Source organism: Gilliamella sp. CG25, from assembly GCF_046635705.1.
Classification (GTDB): domain Bacteria; phylum Pseudomonadota; class Gammaproteobacteria; order Enterobacterales; family Orbaceae; genus Gilliamella; species Gilliamella apicola_I.
On record NZ_JBIDFJ010000011.1, the window covers coordinates 48,359 to 67,026 of the forward strand.

General features: G+C 34.6%; 13 protein-coding genes and 1 tRNA gene. 2 read left to right on the plus strand and 12 right to left on the minus strand.

All coding sequences use genetic code 11. The features are described from left to right. The first annotated feature begins 4 nt into the window (after positions 1 to 4). The gene (locus tag ACGH6P_RS09110) at positions 5 to 1,552 is read left to right on the plus strand and encodes a NuoM family protein (RefSeq protein ID WP_267351477.1); all 1,548 of its coding nucleotides are present in this window, start codon (positions 5 to 7) and stop codon (positions 1,550 to 1,552) included. Between the two features lie 6 nt (positions 1,553 to 1,558). Continuing rightward, a complete protein-coding gene (locus tag ACGH6P_RS09115) occupies positions 1,559 to 3,367 on the plus strand; it encodes an NADH-quinone oxidoreductase subunit N (RefSeq protein WP_411597318.1) in 1,809 nt (602 codons plus the stop codon). A gap of 83 nt (positions 3,368 to 3,450) precedes the next feature. Here the strand turns inward: ACGH6P_RS09115 and ACGH6P_RS09120 are convergent, their stop codons facing one another. The 12 genes from ACGH6P_RS09120 to pal form a co-directional block, all read right to left on the minus strand. Further along, a complete protein-coding gene (locus ACGH6P_RS09120; protein ID WP_267351473.1) occupies positions 3,451 to 4,461 on the minus strand; it encodes a hypothetical protein in 1,011 nt (336 codons plus the stop codon). A 124-nt stretch (positions 4,462 to 4,585) separates the two neighbouring features. After that, positions 4,586 to 7,282, minus strand: a complete 2,697-nt coding sequence (locus ACGH6P_RS09125) for an inverse autotransporter beta domain-containing protein (protein ID WP_411597319.1) — start codon at positions 7,280 to 7,282, stop codon at positions 4,586 to 4,588. Positions 7,283 to 7,685: 403 nt separating this feature from the next. Further along, positions 7,686 to 9,203, minus strand: coding sequence for an amidophosphoribosyltransferase (gene purF, locus ACGH6P_RS09130; RefSeq protein WP_411590599.1), 1,518 nt, complete (start codon positions 9,201 to 9,203; stop codon positions 7,686 to 7,688). Positions 9,204 to 9,221: 18 nt separating this feature from the next. Then, positions 9,222 to 9,707 carry a CvpA family protein gene (locus tag ACGH6P_RS09135; protein WP_411597324.1) on the minus strand — a complete coding sequence of 162 codons (486 nt, stop codon included), beginning with the start codon at positions 9,705 to 9,707 and terminating at the stop codon, positions 9,222 to 9,224. Positions 9,708 to 9,777: 70 nt separating this feature from the next. Continuing rightward, complete coding sequence (locus ACGH6P_RS09140; RefSeq protein WP_267351465.1) at positions 9,778 to 10,371, minus strand: SPOR domain-containing protein; 594 nt, start codon at positions 10,369 to 10,371, stop codon at positions 9,778 to 9,780. After that, positions 10,352 to 11,656, minus strand: a complete 1,305-nt coding sequence (folC, locus tag ACGH6P_RS09145; RefSeq protein ID WP_411597325.1) for a bifunctional tetrahydrofolate synthase/dihydrofolate synthase — start codon at positions 11,654 to 11,656, stop codon at positions 10,352 to 10,354. The genes ACGH6P_RS09140 and folC overlap by 20 nt, the downstream gene beginning before the upstream one ends. Positions 11,657 to 11,659: 3 nt before the next feature. Next, complete coding sequence (accD, locus tag ACGH6P_RS09150) at positions 11,660 to 12,565, minus strand: acetyl-CoA carboxylase, carboxyltransferase subunit beta (protein ID WP_267351462.1); 906 nt, start codon at positions 12,563 to 12,565, stop codon at positions 11,660 to 11,662. 289 nt (positions 12,566 to 12,854) lie between these two features. Then, positions 12,855 to 14,393, minus strand: coding sequence for a murein biosynthesis integral membrane protein MurJ (murJ, locus tag ACGH6P_RS09155; protein ID WP_267360815.1), 1,539 nt, complete (start codon positions 14,391 to 14,393; stop codon positions 12,855 to 12,857). A gap of 211 nt (positions 14,394 to 14,604) precedes the next feature. Continuing rightward, positions 14,605 to 16,719 carry a TonB-dependent receptor gene (locus tag ACGH6P_RS09160; RefSeq protein ID WP_411597320.1) on the minus strand — a complete coding sequence of 705 codons (2,115 nt, stop codon included), beginning with the start codon at positions 16,717 to 16,719 and terminating at the stop codon, positions 14,605 to 14,607. A gap of 433 nt (positions 16,720 to 17,152) precedes the next feature. After that, positions 17,153 to 17,228 (minus strand) — tRNA-Lys (locus ACGH6P_RS09165). A 136-nt stretch (positions 17,229 to 17,364) separates the two neighbouring features. Beyond that, a complete protein-coding gene (gene ybgF, locus ACGH6P_RS09170; RefSeq protein ID WP_267351458.1) occupies positions 17,365 to 18,099 on the minus strand; it encodes a tol-pal system protein YbgF in 735 nt (244 codons plus the stop codon). A 58-nt stretch (positions 18,100 to 18,157) separates the two neighbouring features. Further along, on the minus strand, positions 18,158 to 18,637 hold the full coding sequence (gene pal / locus ACGH6P_RS09175) for a peptidoglycan-associated lipoprotein Pal (protein WP_267351457.1): 480 nt from the start codon (positions 18,635 to 18,637) through the stop codon (positions 18,158 to 18,160). Between the last annotated feature and the right edge of the window lie 31 nt (positions 18,638 to 18,668).

An 18,668-nucleotide genomic window follows, 5' to 3' on the forward strand; every position in this document is an offset into this window, starting at 1 on the left:
TTTCATGTTGTTATGGCTTATTTTCTTACCTGTGACAGGTGGATTTATCGGTTGGTTATGTCATCTTTTTTTACAACGAATGGTAGCATCTGTTGATGCGCAATCACGTTGGAATAAACTGCCAATTTGTATCGCATTCATGACGATTATCATCTCGCTAATATTGGTGATCAATTTTTGGCTGGATGCGCAAGCTATTATGGATCAAGGAAATAGTTGGGTAGAAGAAGTCAATTTTGAATGGATTCCGTTATTAGGTATTCGTTTTCACTTAATTTTAGATGGGCTATCTATCATTGTTATTACTTCAACACTCATTATTGTTTTATTCACTATCGCCTATTCAAGCAAAGAAAGCATTAATAATACTGGATTATATTATCTGTGTATTTTAGCAATGACATCAGCTGTCATGATGTTATTTACAGTTACGGATCTCTTTTTGTTATTCTTTTATTGGGAAGCTGTTGCGATTCCTATCTATTTTTTAATTTCTTTATGGGGAAGACGAGATTCCAATTCTCAGCTACGCTTTAATGGTGCAAGTAAATTTCTTATTTATACGCAAATCAGTAGTTTGTTAATGTTAATCTCGATTGTTTCATTAGCTCTCATTAATTGGAATTTAACGGGTCATTGGACTTTTGATTATCAAATCCTAACCAAAACGCCTATATCAAGTAAAACAGAATATTTATTAATGCTTGGATTCATGGCTGCCTTTATTGTGCGTATTCCTTTTGTTCCATTTCACAATTGGTTTATTGAAGCACATATCGAATCGTCAACAACCGGTTCAATGATGATTAGTGGTTTATTACTTAGTACTGCCACTTTTGGGTTATTGCGTTTTGTCATACCATTATTTCCTAATGCTTCTGCAACAATTGTACCTTTAATTTTAATACTTGCATTAATCACCGTTTTTTATTCTGCACTACTTGCATTTAATCAAACGGATATTAAAAAACTAATTGCTTATGTTCATATTGCATTGATGGGCTTTGTGACCGCTATCATATATAGTGGTTCATTAATCGCCTACCAAGGAGTGGTCATACAAATTATTGCGATTAACTTAGCGATTGTCGGTATGTTCATGATTAGTGGTTTATTAGTTGAATGTTATTCAACACGTAACATCAGTCAATTTACTGGATTGAAAGAGCGAGTCAAATATTTATCATCATTTACGTTATTTTTCATATTGGCCGTATTGGGTATACCTGGCACAGCTAACTTTATAGGAAATTACCTGATGTTACTTGGAAGTTTCACAACATTTTCTTATTCTACAATTTTATTAGCACTAGGATTACTTATGCTATCTATTTCATTCATTATTCGTATGCAACCTATTTTTCATGGCGGTCACGATAATAATGAAACCATGAAAAAGTGTTTTCTTAATATCAAAGAGCTTTTATTGTTAAGTAGTTTATTGGCTGTTCTTATTTTTATCGGATTATATCCTAAAGTCATTTTAGATATGTCATATTCTGTCATGAATCAAACTCAACACTATATAACAACAGAGCGCATGGGAGAGTAATAAGATATGATAGCTTTATCACCTATTTATATATTAAGTCTTACTATTATTGCGCTAATGTTTGCATTATTTCGTTTCAAAGTAAGTACAAAATACTGCGCTATTTTATCTTTATGTGGTTTGATATTCGCATTAATTTGCGCTTCTGTCATGGGATATAAAATTTCAGCCAATGATCAGAAAATTTCAGATATCAGCAGCGATAATATGCAAATATTTATCTCTTCTTTGCCACTGACTTCTCCTGATTTTCAGAATGCAAAATTGTTAGCAGTGGATGCCGCACCAACTCAACCAGATCCACAAACTAATCAGACAGAAGCACTGAGTGACAATAATAATGATGCAAGCGTAGAATCAGCGACTCAAGTCCGCCAACCTCAGTTAGACGAATCCAATTCGGAACAGACTATAACATCTGAAACACCGAAAAATGAAGACATTGCGGATAACCAAGAAAAAAATCAATCCCATTCAGATATTCAACAACCGAATAATGTAAATAATTGGAACTCCCAAGAAATTACAGTACTTTTCACCTGTGATGGCTATGGTTTACTTTATACCAGTTTGATTTTATTAATTTCAATTATCGTCAGTTGCTTAGCATATCGTTGGTTTAAGCAAGAACAAAAGTCTCATGGATTATTTTATATAATATTACTTTTCATGGCATTAGGTGGAGTGACCTTAGTCTACGCCAGCCATTTAATCGCTTTCTTTATTGGTATTGAGTTGCTTTCCATTCCTTTTGTGGGTTTAATAGGATATCAATATATTCAAACCCACTCCCTTGAAGCAGCAATTAAATATATGATTTTATCCGCCGTTGCAAGTGCTTTTTTGCTAATGGGTATTGTTTTTTATTATGCATCCACCGGTGAATTAACGTTCAGTGGTTTAAGTTATCAGTTATCCACTATGACCTACCCAAGCACACTGTTATTAATGGGGGTCTGTTTAATGCTTGTAGGTGTCGGTTTTAAATTATCACTTGTTCCTTTCCAACTTTGGTTACCCGATGTTTATCAAGGTGCACCAACGGTTGTCGCACTTCTTTTATCCACAGTGGGTAAAGTTGCGATATTTTGCGCTATCGCAAGACTATTTTTATTAGCTCCTATTGTAAACAATGAAACCATCCGAATTATTTTAGTTGTGATGGCATTTTGTTCTATTTTATGGGGTAATTTATTTGCTTTTATGCAAAGTAATTTAAAACGTCTTCTTGCATATTCCTCAATCGCACATTTTGGTTATTTATTAATTGCATTAATTGCTGTGCAATATCAAGTTTTGGCCTTAGAAACAATCGGCGTTTATTTGATAGGTTATATTCTTGCAAATATTACTGTTCTGGGCGTAATTAGTTTAGAATCTCACTCAAATGAGCTTCAAGATCATGAAAATGAGCTAGATTTGTCGGGATTATTTTGGCGACGCCCTATCCTTGCATTATCTATGGGAATAGGCTTGCTTTCATTAGCTGGCGCACCTTTAACTCTCGGTTTTATTAGTCGATTTTTATTAGTCCTATTAGGTGTCACCGCTGAACTATGGTGGTTAATGGCAGCAGTTGTAGTCGGTAGTGCGCTAGGCCTATATTTTTATGCTCGTTTAGTGATCAACCTTTATATCAAACCAACTTGTCTAGATGATCAATTTATCAATAATTCAGTAGTAAGTTTTAAATGGCATAAAATTGGAATGAGTGAGTTACTCATCACCCTTTCTGCTTTACTTATTATGATTTGCGGAGTCTATCCTAAATGGGTATTTAACTTAATGAGTATGGCACAATACTTAACGGCTTAAACTAATTTAAAAAGATGTTCAAACTAATTTATTTATAAAAAAACCACTCGTTTGAGTGGTTTTTTATCTGTCTTAAATAAGCATTATTTTGCGGTTGCGGTAACTTTGAGTTTATAACCTTGAGCACCTGCTTTGTAGGTCGTACTGTACATTGAATCGTTGTTAAGTTGACCTAATGTTATATTTTGATTTTGTGCTAACGAATCTGTTGTCGCTCCAACACCGGCATAAGTACCGTCTAACTCCCAAGTAAAGTTGTAATTTGCAGATAAGTCAGCTTCACCACTATCTAAAGCACCATTGCCATTAGAATCTAACCATACCACAGCTCGATATTTTCCGCCTTGTTTAGGTACGAAAGTACTACCCGCTATACTATAGTTATCATTTGAATCAGCAGCTAAAATGTAGACCCTCATGTCATCAGATTCAATTGGTCCACTTGTAATTTTATTCGGATCTTTTTGTTCACCTGGACCATCATTAGGGTTACTACCTATTTCGTCTTTATTCGGGCCATTAGTATCATCAGTAGGGGCTTTACTTGGATCTGTCGGATCTAATGTATCCACTTGTCCTGGTGCTTGCGTACTCCAAATATCAGCAACTTTTAACCATTTATTTGTATATGGTAAACCAAACTCAGTTTTTTCTAATACTTTGAAACCAATTCGTGTTGCACCAGCAAACTCATTTGTAATTTTAAACGTAATTTTACCATTACTGAACTTAATATCTGAGTCAGCTAAACTGGCTTCTTTCCATTCACCAGACGCACTTTTATAAAATGCTTTAAACGTTTCTTTTACTACTTTACCTGAAGGATCGCTGTCACCATCTTCATCATGTAAAGTATACTCGATAACGACATAATCATTAACTTTTGCAGCTCGACCACCCACGGTATTGTTACCATCAGCATCAGAGGATACTGACACTGTTAAACTGTGATCTTGACCGCCAAGACTTTTAATTACAGGTGCATTACCCACTATATATTTAGCACTCACACCGCTAAGTGCATATGCGTTACTTGCTGCACATCCAGCGATTAACAGACCTAAAGCAATATTTTTTATCATTAAACTTTTCATGTTTAACTTCCTATTTTTCATTTATTAATTATTGTATATCAAAAATAATATACACCGTTTTGTATTTAACTTTTAGATAACCCTTATAAATGGGTTATCTAAAACACTTTTTTAATTAACCATTCTATTTAACAAATACTTGTAATCTAAACCCTTGATCACCTGCACATGCTGAAGGCGTTGCGTTTATCGGATCAAGATTTAACTCTTGTGGAGCATCAGCATTAGCGATAATGCTCGAACCAGAAGTTGCATAACTACCTGTTTTTATACTTCTAATTTTATAATGTGCGTTATATCCCATTGCGACATTAAACCAAGGCCCATTTGGTTTGTTGCTTGCATCAGGTAATGCTGCTGTTGCCGCTCCATTAGGACATGCAACCGCATTAGACCCTACAAGAGACCAAATCACATATGGACTATTCATTTCAGTGACACCATCTGCCGCATATGCTTTGACATAATATTCATTATCAACTTTCCACTCTTTTGAACCATTAGGATCAAACTCTAATAAGTTTCCAGCTTGAGTCGCAACCAATACCCCATCACTTCGATAAACTTTAATTAATCCGGCTTGACCACCAGCAAAATCTATGGATACTTTATTGAACGATGCACCAAATTGATCTATTGAAGTGCAAAATTCAACCACCCCTTCAATATTAGAAGCGACATCTAATGCATAACTATCACCAATTGCATCCATGCCTCCAGCAGTAGCTGCCTTAGCAGAAATTTTTTGACCCATTTTGATTTTTTCAAAGGATTTCACAATGACACAAGGTTCTTGTTTAGGACAAGACGTTACTTGACCCGAAGTACCATCAATTAAGGTGATTTTTTTGCCATTACTTGTTGCTGTCCAGCCTTTAAGTACAGAATCAAATGAGTCTGGAATTCGGTTCATGAGTTGTTCATCACTAAAACCAACTGCATCCTCTATTGCCGAAATTGTTCCATTTGGTACCTTCGGCTTTACAAGGCTGGCAATCAATGTTATAGCACTGAGACCATCGGCTGAATTAGAAGCCATTGTGGTTTTATTGCCGTTACGATCAACAGCCCAAAGACCAATCTTACGCATGACAGGATCGGGGATAACTTCAAATGACACTTGATTTGATGTTGCTGAACGACCTTTTTTATCGGTAACGGAAACAGATAAGGTATATTTACCATTAGATTGAATTGGATGACGTTTACCATTTTCATCTACATAACTTGGTGCAACAATTTTCCAATTTTGAGTATCTGCTTTTGGTGTAGCCCATGATGAAGATGTACAAATACCTGTTGTATAACAAAGGAATCCACCATTTGCATCAATTTCAAACATATCACCATTCCATTTTACACTGCTTAATCCTTTCGCATTATAAACAGCGATACTAACATCATAACTTTGTCCTTCAACGAGTTGTAAAGATCCAAGTCCTAAATCAACACTTAATTTTTTCTCTTTATATTCAAGAACGATATAGTTGTTACGATCAACTAAGTCATAACGACTACCAGCTAATGAACGTGCTGCTTGAACCATATCGGGATCTAACTGATCTTTTAAAGGAACCCCCATACGATAATTCATCGTCAATGAAGCAGAAGTGGCTTTTTGATTATTTTGTCCTCGCTTATGTTCCGCTTTGAGGGTAAAAAGTGGCACAGGTGTGTAATCAACGCTTGCTGTCACTGCTCTAGGATTTTTTTGTAGGTTATCTTTACCAAATAATGCCACTTTATCACCAAAGTATTGTTCATACATTAATGAACCACCTAAATGAGGGTACTGTGGTAAATAACCTTGAAAACGAACATCAAAACCTTTTGCAGCACGTTCTAAATAATCATCAAAATCACGAGATTGTTTCCAATTTGATAATGGATGATAATAGTTAGCTGCAAGTTTCATGTAGTCACTCCAAGCCTCAACACCTAAACCTAAACGATTGTGTGAACGTTGAAAGTCATGATCCAAAAATACGTTATAGCCTAATAACCATTTTTTATCTGCAAAGTCCCAACGTTGACCAATACCAATATTTCCAATACGTCGTTTATGTTCATATTCTTGAAATGATATTTGACTAAATATCAAGGTATTTTCTGTATCATACCAAGGACTAAATAGTTTAACGTTGACGTTACTAAATTGTCCTTTATCACTAACGTCAAAAGATAATTGAGCCGTACCAAAACGCCCTAAGAAGTCTTGGGCAGCGGTACGAAGTGGATCAACAACATGATTTTTCACACTACTGCGTAAATAATCCTCTGCGTAATCCTTACCTCGATTGGCCAATTGACTTGATAAGCCACCATTTTCAGATGATAATAGTTGTTTCCAATCTTGTGTTGCTAATGTCTGTAAAGCATAAGCAACATGAGTTGCAAGCTTATCTTTATCTGCCTGTACATCATAATTTTCATCTGATCCTAAATCCGGTAAATTTGTATATTTGCTTTGTTTAGTATCTTCAGCTTTACTTGTACTGATGGCAGGTAGTAGTGGGGAGTTTTCAGGAAGCACGAGAAGCTCACCTTCTTCAATCACATCCTTTTTATCAAAGCGCCCATTGTTCATTTTGCGTAGTTGGTCAACATTTATACCACTTATTAATGCTATTTGGTAAAGGCTAGCCTTTTTATTGTTAACCATTTCTCGAACTTTAATACCATTTTTAAGTTCAATAACTTTACTGTTGTCTACAGCAACAGTAGAAGTGCCTTGTTTCGAATCCAATGCCATAGCTGTCTGGCAATTTAATGCCAGAACAACTAAGGTTGAAACAATTTTTAAATTAAGATTTGTTTTCATCTTAATCATTCCTCATATTTCACTTTATTGATAATATATGTATCAAAAACACGTTTTATTCAGCTTTTTGATAAAAAAGCTTCTTTGTTTAGAATAAAAAACGATAGCATTTTTATTGTCTTTAAAATTCTTTACAAAAAATTACTTTTTTTAAGATTATATTACAAAGAAGTCATTGTTCAATAACTTTTTTAAAATATTTGTAAAGATTTGATGAAAATGTCTTCAGAATATGAGGAGAGATAGATTAAAATAAAACGTGGGATTTATTTATCAATTTGATAATATTAATAATACATTAGTTCTCTTTATCTAATACTAAATAAAGCAGATAAAAAAGATAGAAATATTAGAATATTAGTATCTTTTTTTATAAAAATGTCATTTTCAGCAAGAATACTAATTATTGTTCTTCATTATATATTTCAAGATTTTCTGATTCTTTACTATTAAAAGCTTTTTGATTTTGATTTCTTGTTTGTTCTAATTGAAGCAAATAGCTTTCATCAATACCGTCTGTAATATATTGCCCATCAAACACTGAACACTCGAAATGATGAATCTTAGGGTTCTCTTCACGGATTGAGTCGATTAAGTCAGATAGATCCTGAAAAATTAGTCTATCTGCACCAATATCTTTAGCAATTTGCTCGACTGTGCGATTATAAGCGATAAGCTCACTGGCTGTTGGCATGTCAATTCCATATACATTAGGATGCCTAATCTCTGGCGCAGCCGAAGCTAAATAAACTTTTTTAGCACCAACAGAGCGAACCATTTCCAAAATTTTTTCCGAAGTTGTACCTCGAACAATAGAGTCATCGACAAGAAGGACATTCTTTCCTTCAAATTCAATGCGATTAGCATTAAGTTTACGTCTTACAGAAAGTTTGCGTGTAGCTTGACCTGGCATAATAAATGTTCGTCCAACATAACGATTTTTGACAAAGCCCTGCCGATAGGGTTTATTTAAAATTCTAGCAATCTCAAGCGCAGCATCGCAAGATGTTTCAGGAATTGGAATCACAACATCAATATCAACATCTTTCCATTCTCGTGCTATTTTTTTACCTAATTTTTGTCCCATCAATATACGTGATTGATAAACCGATACCCCATTCATGAACGAATCGGGTCGTGCAAAATAAACGTATTCAAAGATACATGGATAATATTGGGGATTGTCTGAACATTGTTGTGAATAAAATTGCCCATCTTGTGTAATGTAAATCGCTTCGCCGGGTTCGACATCACGTATAAATTCGAAATCAAGTATATCTAAAGCAACACTTTCAGAAGCAACCATATACTCCACTTTTTGATTATTTAAAATGCGTTTACCAATAACTAAAGGACGAATGCCATAGGGATCACGAAATGCAACCAATCCATGCCCAATAATCATTGCGACACAAGCGTAAGCGCCTTTAATAATATTATGTACATGACGTATAGCGGTAAAAATATTATCTGCAGAAAGGGGATAAGTTGGAAATTTGTCTAATTCACTGGCGAAAATATTAAGTAGCACTTCTGAATCAGAATTAGTGTTAATATGGCGTCTTGCTAATTCAAATACTTTATTTCGTAATTCGTTAGCATTGGTTAAGTTACCATTATGTGCAAGTGCTATGCCATAAGGCGAATTAACGTAGAAGGGTTGAGCTTCTGAAGGACTTGAACTTCCTGCTGTAGGATACCGTACATGTCCAATTCCTAATGTACCTTGCAAACGTTGCATATGATGTTCTTGAAAAACATCTTTAACTAAACCATTTGCTTTACGTAAACGAAAGCAGTTTTGTTCATCAATGGTTACAATACCCGCTGCATCTTGACCTCGATGCTGCAATACAGTCAATGCATCATAGATAGATTGGTTAACTGTGCTACATCCTAAAATACCAACAACACCACACATACAATGATTACCTCAAAATTACTGCACTAAAAATGAAGACGAATGTTGTATAAAATCAAAAAACCAACGAATAATAACATGAAAATGAGGAATAAGTTGTGATTCTTTCCAGTATTGCGATTGCGAGAAGGGAGTGAAAGTATCAATAAAAAAGAGAACAGCTGCAACCACTAATATTCCACGTAATGCACCAAAGCAGATGCCTAATACTCGATCTGTCCCGGATAAACCTGTTTTTTGGACTAATAAGCCAATAACATAAGAAATAAATGAGCAAACGAGTAATGTCGCTAAGAAAAGGATAGCTATTGCGACAGAAGTACGGATCAATTCGCTATCAAAATAGGTTAAATACTGAGTAATATAAGCATAAAATCGGCTCGCAATGAAAAATGCCAGCACCCAACTAATCAGAGATAATGCTTCTCGAACAAAGCCCCGTATTATACTGACCATGGCGGAAAAAATTATTACGCCAATAATAGTAAAATCAATCCAATTCATCATAGTAACTCACAATTAATTATTTATAGGAGATATTATTTATTACTTTTATTTTTGAACAAATTTTTTTTTAATTAGTAATAATAATGCTTTTTTGTTTTGTTAAATTATTAAGATTATCGATTACTTGCTCTGCTTGCTCCCTTTTAGCATAAGGCCCAACTTGTAATTTTATTAATTGGTTAGGTTCTGGCTTTTTAGGAATAACTTTAACGTTATAATTGTTTAATCGTAATAACGCAACAAGTTCTTCAATCTTTTGCTTGTTTCTTAATGCCGCTATCTGAATCATATATAATTTTGAATCTTGCGTAGTTGTGACCGTTTGATCTGTCGTTATCGGTTCATTGACATCTTCTGCATTGATTTCAGGTGAGATTAATGAACTTGGATTTTGGTCTGTGTCTAGTGCATAAGGAAAATTAGCAACCTCACTTGAGTTATTTTGTGTAAAGCTGTCATCAGGGGTATGTTCGACAGATTGAAACTGCTGATTCACTATGTTCGGTTGTAAAATAGGCGTAGTCGATGTTGTTGTATTCGATTTATCGGTGATGATCCATGGTGCTATCAAAGCTAAAATAAGTAATAAAGTGGCAAAACCAACAAGTCGATTTCTCATTCTATTCTGATTATTTGAAGCGTTATTTTTGTCTTTCGTCATGATTAATTTCACTTAATTCATATTGCTCTAAAACTTCAGCTACCGTATGAAATGAACCACATACGACGATAATATCATTATCTTTGGCATCTTGCATTGCTTTTTGATAAGCATCCGCCACATGATCAAATGTTAAAACACTGGTTTCTTCTTTATCAAGCAAGTATTGCTTTAATACTTCAGCTTTGCAACCTCGCTCACCATAGAGTGTCGCGCAATACCATACATCGCCTTGTAAAATGGATAATGTACTTTTTATATCTTTATCTTTCAACATGCCAATAACAAATCTTATTTTACCTGTTTTGGATTGTTTAGCTTTTAATTGAGCTAATTGTTTAATTAAATAAGTTGCAGCATGTGGGTTATGAGCAACATCAATAATAACCAATGGTGAATGTTGTAGTGTCTGAAATCTGCCAACTAAGCTTGCTTGTTTTAATCCTTTAACGATATCGTCTTGGGTAATATTTAAAGAAGAATAACTTAATGCTGCAATTGCTGTCGCAGCATTAGCTAACGGAACATTGGCTATCGGTAAATGATGATAATTTGCCAAGGGGGATTCAAAAGACCATTGATTATCATTAATTTGTTGATAAGACCAATCGCTATTTACCGTATAGATAGGACAGTTAACTGATTCTGCCACCAATGGAATGGTGACAGGAACATTTTGCTCACCAACAACAGCAATGCTTTTCGATTTAAAAATACCGGCTTTTTCACGCCCAATACTTTCTCGAGTATTTCCAAGATAATCTACATGATCAATGTCTATTGTTGTGATAACAGCAATATCTGCATCAACAATGTTGGTTGCATCCAGTCGTCCACCTAACCCAACTTCCAACACAACTACATCTAATTTTGCTTTTTTAAACTGATAAAGTGCTGCAAGTGTTGCATATTCAAAATAAGTTAAAGAAATATCACCACGAACTTTTTCAATTTCTACAAATGCGTTAACCGTTTCTTGGGCTGTTGACTCTTGATTATTAATTCTTACCCGCTCTGTGAAACGTAATAAATGAGGAGAGCTATAAACGCCAACTTTTCGTTTTGAAGCGAGTAAAATCATTTCCAATGTTCGGCAAGTTGTACCTTTGCCATTAGTTCCTGCAACCGTAATAACATAGGGAGCGGGTTGCAAAATATCTAAACGCTGAGCAATGATTTTTACTCGCTCTAATCCCATATCAATAGTAGTATGATGCAGTTGCTCTAAATAACAAAGCCATGTCTTTAAGTCAGACATGGCATTAGGTTTTTCATTTTGCATGATCAATTAAACTGTCTCATCAATTGTCATTTCATCGTTATTCACATCATTAAATGGATCGGGAAGTTTCATTAATTTTGCAATTAGGCTGGCAATTTTAGGTCTCATTTCTTTACGATGAATGATCATATCAATTGCGCCTTTTTCCAGTAAAAACTCACTTCGTTGGAATCCTTCTGGTAAAGTTTCCCGTACAGTTTGTTGAATAACGCGTGGGCCTGCAAAACCAATTAATGCTTTGGGTTCGGCAATGTTAATATCACCTAGCATCGCTAAACTAGCTGAAACCCCACCCATAGTCGGATCGGTCATGACAGAAATATAAGGTAAACCTTCATCTTGCATTTTAGCAAGTATTGCACTGGTTTTAGCCATTTGCATCAATGAATAAAGTGCTTCTTGCATTCTTGCACCGCCACTTGTTGAAAAACAAATTAACGGGCATTTATCGGCTATCGCTTGTTCAGCAGCACGGGTAAATAAAGCCCCAACAACTGATGACATCGATCCACCAATGAAAGCGAATTCAAAACAGGCAACCACAACAGGAATACCAAGTAATGTTCCTTTCATGACAACCATAGCTTCTTTTTCGCGTGTCTCTTTTTGAGCCGCAGTTAAACGGTCTTTGTATTTTTTAGTATCTTTGAATTTTAAAATATCTTTTGGCGCAAGATCAGTTCCAATTTCTACATCTGAATCCTCATCTAAAAAATGGTATAACCTGACGCGCGCAGGGATATGCATATGGTGATCACACTTAGGACAAACCTCTAAATTACGATCTAATTCAGCTTGGTAAATGACTTGTTCACAGTTACTGCATTTTGTCCAAACGCCACCGGGTATATTCGCTTTTTTATGATCTGATGATATATTATTTTTACTTAAAATCTTTTCAATCCAGCTCATTATGATTCTCTCATTGTGCTATACTCTAGAAAATATCGGGCTATTGTATAATACTTTGTGCTAATTCTTAATAGTTGTTTTAAATTTATCTTATTTGTTAACCATGTTTGTAAAAAATATTCTTTTACCAAACAATCGTATTTTTTCATTTTAACGCTGATTTTAATATCCAACCAACTGAATATTTTAGATTAAATTATTGCATTTAAGTCATAAAGACAGCCTCTACTTCAATTAAGCGGTATGCTTACAATAATTCGGTTTATTCATAAAATTTTGAAAAAATCATTTAATCAATTCGTTTAATGAAATGCCTGATTTTAAACCCCATTGCAATCAATGATGCAAAATAGATAACGATACCTACCGTGACCAATAACAATAAACGACTTATTCGCATTAACATTGAACCCGTTGACCAATCTGGTAATAATTTCGATCCAAACCATAACACTAATGACATTAACAGTACCGCTATCACAATTTTAATTAAAAATTTACCCCAACCTGGCTGTGGTTGATAAAGTTCCTTTTTACGTAATTGCCAAAATAATAATCCAGCATTAAAACATGCTGCCAGCCCAATTGATAACGAAAGACCAGCATGTTGTAGTGGACCAATAAAAACCATATTCATTAGTTGCGTTAAAATTAATGTGACAATCGCAATTTTGACAGGTGTCTTAATATCTTGTCTGGAATAGAAAGCGGGTGCCAAAACTTTGATTAGAATAAGTCCAAGTAAACCGATAGAATAAGCTATTAAAGCACGTTGTGTCATTAATGTGTCATTTATTGTAAATTGTCCATATTCAAAGAGTGTTGAGATAAGTGGACGAGAAATTACACCTAATGCGACTGTGCTTGGCAAAGCCAATAAAAAACAGAGACGTAATCCCCAATCTAATAATTCCGAATATTGTTTATGATCACCATTTGAAAAGCTTTTAGCTAATGACGGCAATAAAATGGTACCCAATGCAACACCCAGTACGCCAGCTGGGAACTCCATTAATCGGTCAGCATAATACATCCATGAAACCGATCCCGAAATTAAGAAAGAAGCAAAAATCGTATTAATGATTAGAGATATTTGCCCAACGGATACCCCTAAAATTGCAGGCCCCATTTGTTTCAACACTCGCCATACACCACTATCTTTTAAATTGATACGAGGTAGCACTAGCATACCTATCTTTTTTAAAGTCGGAAGTTGATAAAGCAATTGTAAAATGCCGCCGACTACGACAGATACCGCTAATGCCAGCACCGGTGGATTAAAATAAGGCGTTAAAAATAGCGTAAATACAATCATGCTAATATTAAGCAATGTCGGCACGAAAGCAGGAACCGAAAAGCGATTCCACGTATTAAGTACGGCACCAACTAATGAAGCAAGTGAAATAAAAAAGATATAGGGGAAAGTGATGCGAAGCATGATGGTTGCAAGTTCAAATTTGTCGATAGATTCTTGCATAAAACCTGGCGCTGTCAGCATAATGATAAAAGGTGCAGTCATTACCCCAATTAACGTAACGATAGCCAATACTAATGTTAATAGACCGGCAACATACGCAATAAAAGTCCGTGTTGCCTCGATCCCTTGTTGATTTTTGTATTCAGCCAAAATAGGGACAAATGCTTGTGAAAAAGCCCCTTCAGCAAATATTCGTCTCAATAAATTAGGAAGTTTAAAAGCCACAAAAAACGCATCGGTAGCCATTCCTGCACCAAAAAAACGTGCAATTATTGCATCTCGAACAAAGCCTAAAACTCGAGATACCATTGTCATTGAACTTACAGTGGCTAAAGATTTTAATAAATTCATAGATAAGATAGGAGCCAAAAAACAAATGATAGGCATAGTCTACAAATTATTCATTTATTTCACCATGCTTTTTTATAAATAATAATGTTTATGAATTGAAATATTGTTACCATTCAAACAATAAGCGGATTGAAATACTAATCAGACAAATATTATCATCAATTATTCAATATAGGATTTTTATTTCATTCCGCTTTTATTTCTTCATTGGTTATAATTTATAACTTGCAGTTAACAATACAGCTCTAGGCGTGCCAGGCATACTACTTGAACGCCAATATTCTTTTCCTAATAAATTTGTTACTGCAAAAGTCATTTCAAAAGAAGAAGATTGATACCCTATTGCAGCATTCCATACAACATACCCAGGACGTTTTAATTGATTTTTATCATCATTAAACATTGATCCCTTATAATTAACCTCAACTTCAGTAAACCAATTGTTATAAGGCAAATAACGTATATTTAAGTAACCGCTATGCTTAGATGTATTGGGCAAATATTTTCCTTGATTAACTGGCATTTTTTTATCTTTATGAACTTTAGCTTGCTGATAACCAATACCGCTGTTAATGTACCATTTTGGTGTTAATTGTCCGATGATACTTAGCTCGATACCTTGACTACGGTCACTGCCTTTTACCTGCCAATTATAAGGATCGTTCACCGCATCGGGTTGATAACGAACGTTGTATAATTCAAGATTATAAAGTGCAATTTGAGAAGATAATTTATCATTTAACCAATCACTTTTTACGCCTATTTCATATTGCCTTGAATATTGTGGTTTATTATCGTAAACCGTTTTCGAGTCTGTTGAAATGGTAATCAGTCCTCGTCCACCATAAGGTGCAAAATTTTTACTATAGGAAGCATAAAAACTTTGCGATTCGATAGGTTGCCAAATTAAACCGATTCGAGGGCTTAACGAGTGACCATTATATGAACGGCTTTGATGTTTAATTTTATTATCTGATGCAAATTCGTAATTGTCATAGCGTAAGCCCATCAACAATTTCCACTGTGATGTAAAACTCATTAAATCTTGCCAATAAATCCCTTTTGAAGTCGCTTTATGATTCGTTTTAGTATTTAGCTTATTGTAATGTGGTTTTTTAGAATTCCAGTGTGGATGGTAAGGATCAACGACTTCAGGGTAAACACTCGTTAATGCTAATCTAGGTTGACGTTTTTCAATATTATATTCAATGCCGACTAACATATCATGACCGATACTTGCTGTAGTAAATTTGCCTATTACATCGAGTGTATTACTATAGATTTTATTATCTGTTTCTTGCCAAGCTCGTCGAAATTGTAGTTTTCCTGCATAGTTACACGTTTTTCCACTATTTGTTTTGCCATTTAAATGACAATAATCACCACCATAAATATGGTCAAAATTTTGACTCGCTTGACGATAAAGGTTAGTTAATTTTAGTGACCAATCATCATTAAATTCAAAACCTATCACCGAACGTAATGATTTAAAATTATCTTTTACGTAATCGTCAGGATGCGCATAGGTTGTTTTAATTGAAACCCCTTTTGGTAAATTATAGTAAGCTGGTCCTCGGTCTGGTTTACGCCATAAGTGATCATGAGTATATTGTACTAACCAATTAAACCCGTCTAAATTATCATAGAGTATACTTGGCGATACCATGGTGTCTCTTTGTTTAATTCCTTTGCGAAAACTTTTTTCTGATTGGTGATCAACTGTCATTCGGATCGCTAGTTTCTCATCGACAACATGATTAATATCGACCATACCGCCATATTTATCCCATGAACCACTACGTAAGCTTAAAACAGTAGGTGAATCAAAATTAGCTTGTTTACTAATCATGTTTATCATTCCCCCACCAGAACCACGACCATAGAGTACCGAAGCGGGACCTTTTAATATTTCCACGCGTTCAATATTGGCTGTACTTTGCCTAACTTGCCCACTTGCACGGACACCATCCCGATAAATATCGCCAGAACTTGCGGAAAAACCGCGTATTTTTATGCCTTCATCCCGCATATCATAAGTAGTATCAACACCGGGTAATTTATTGACGATTACACTTAAATCATTTTGTCCAAAAATTTTTTCTTGATCAATGTTAACGGAATTAATGGATTGGGGTATATCTTTAATATCAAATGGCATTTTTGTCGCGGTTGATGATTTTTTTATTCGCTGGTCATTGATATCGGTAATGTTGGCAACAACCTTCATTGTTTCGATGTTTGCAACATCGTCTATTTTATCTTGAGCGCTAACAAAGGGTGCTGTACTTATTAGCCCCAAAATAGCGAATTGATGACTTAATTTCATTGTTTTTCCTATCTTTTATCGTTTTATTATAATTTGTTTCAGTTGGCTAAAGTTAAAGCAACAATAAATATGATAATGATTATTATTTACATTTACAACTTATTTTCTGTTTTATAAAAATATTGCGACAAAAAATATTAAAATCTAACTGAAATTAAGCGTTATTCAATGGTTGTTTAAATGGATTGCGGTTTGAGTATAATTAATTAAAAGGAGGTCTCTGTATTTACCCTATCCTATAGATAGGCTGTAAAATAGATTGCTTTAAAATCGAGAAAATTTAACAAATGAACATAATTTTTTAACCCTTTTGTTGTGTTAACCCATCTTTTAAGCTTAACAGAATAATGGTTTAATATTATTTCCGATAAATATGATCACTAAAATTTGTTAAATTCAATTGATTTCTAATTTGATTTTGAAGGAGAGAAAGTGGTGGGTCGTGAGCGATTCGAACGCTCGACAAACGGATTAAAAGTCCGCTGCTCTACCGACTGAGCTAACAACCCATTATGAAGAGACGCTTTGCACCTTTTTTGCTATAGGTACAAGCAATTTCGGGTTGCTATATTACTTATAATTATGAGGTAATGCAACCCTTTTCTGAAAGCTTTTTTTCAAAAGCTGGTTTTTCATACGTTTTGACTAAAGTGAAGCGAGTTTCTTTTTGGCAAGGTTCACCGCATTTTTATCTTTAGGGTATTTATTGACTACTTGTTGAAAAACAGCTTTAGCATTCTTATTATCTCCTTTTTCAAGTAAAATCAAGCCTACTTTATAAAGACTATCTGGTGCTTTCGCTGAGTTTGCAAAATCTTTCACTACCGTTGCATAATGAAACGTCGCATCATCTTTTTTACCTTGCTTATAATAAACTTGACCAAGCCAATAATTCACATTAGCACGATATATCGATTTTGGGTAAGTTTCTAAAAACTTTTTAAAAGCTAAAATGAGTTCATTACTTTGATTAGCATCACTAATAAATTGCATAATAAAATTATAATCGGTTTTATCATTTCCTGTGGTTGTCCAATTTATTAAATTTGATGAAGTTGCACTCGATTCAGTTTGGGTAGTTTGTGATGCTGATTGATTAGATGAGTTGTTAGTTTGATTTGATGAGAATTCGGTACCATTGGTCATCTGTTGTAAAATCATTTTTTGACGTTCAATAGTCTGATTTAGTTGATATTTGGTATCTTCCAATTGACCACGTAAGGTATCAACATCCGATTGTAAATCACTAATCTTTTGCTGACTCTCAATCAATAACTGTCCTTGTGCTTGTATCATTCTTTCTAATTCAGCATTACTTGCTGCATAACCGTAACCGGTAAACAAAAGCAATATGAGTGATGTAATTATTTTTTTATGCATAAATGAAAACTCAATATGAAAAATTAACGGCTGAACCTTCAGCCGTTATGAAATATAATTAATATACAACAACCGCTCGACGATTTTTAGCGTACGCAGCTTCATCATGACCTAATACGGCAGGTTGCATTTTACCAAATGATCTTATCAGCATTTGACTAGAAGAGACACCATTCGCTTGTAGATAAGAAGCAACAGCTACAGCACGGCGTTCACCAAGTGCGATATTATATTCTGGTGTTCCTCGTTCATCAGCATGCCCTTGAATCACAACTTTCATTGAGGTATGAGCACGTAAGAAACCTGCATGAACATCTAACATGCGATTATATTCAGGTTTAACATTATATTTATCAAAATCGAAATAGACAGTATTCATTTCTTGTTGTTGTAATCTTGCAAGCAAAGCACGATCTTCTCTTGTTAAAGTATCGCTAAAATTACCATTCGCGTCGGTACCATTTTTAGAAGAACATGCTGTCAAAGCAATTAATGGTAAAGCTATAGCTGCTACCTTAAGATATTTAGAGAATTGCATTGTAATAACTCCTTTGTGTTTTTAAATAAAT